Source organism: Spiroplasma sp. hy2 (genome assembly GCF_044714365.1).
Lineage (GTDB): Bacteria > Bacillota_I > Bacilli_A > Mycoplasmatales > Mycoplasmataceae > Spiroplasma > Spiroplasma phoeniceum.
This window is the reverse complement of the sequence record NZ_RXFZ02000366.1, coordinates 1-509: the sequence shown is the minus strand read 5'-3', so window position 1 is coordinate 509 and position 509 is coordinate 1. Positions and strand designations below refer to the sequence as shown.

The following is a 509-nucleotide window of genomic DNA, read 5'->3' as shown; positions in this document are numbered from 1 at the left end:
TTTTATTATTTACCTCCATATATTAAAAATATACCTAATTTTAGGTATATTTTATAAATATCAAGAGTTTTCGACAAAATTAAAGATTGTCAACAAAATTTTAATTTTTATTGTATAACTATTTTAATAGAAAGGGCTAGGTTTTCTTATGAAAAAAGAAAAGAAAAAATTTAAATATTTTAATTTAGTAGAAAGACATGATTTAAAAGAATATTTAGAATCCGAAAAATTTAAAAAGAAAAATGGCACACCTAATTATTCTAAAATAGGAAAAGTAATGAATAAAAGTCGTAATACTATTAGATTAGAGGCTAAAAGACTTAAATAAGAATACGATCCTAAAAAAGCGAATGATGATTATAAAAAGAAAAGAAAAAAATCTATAAAATATACTAAAATTAGAAAAAAGTTGTAAATCACATAAGAAAAATTTTAAGTAAAAGACGCTATTCACCGATGTTAATTATCTTTGAATATGAAAAAAAGTATAATGAAAAGTTTCCATTTKW

1 pseudogene is annotated in these 509 nt (G+C 20.1%); it reads left to right on the top strand.

The features are described from left to right. Positions 1-148 precede the first annotated feature (148 nt). Positions 149-509 (top strand): annotated as a pseudogene (locus EHV01_RS06525) (IS30 family transposase); the annotation flags it as partial.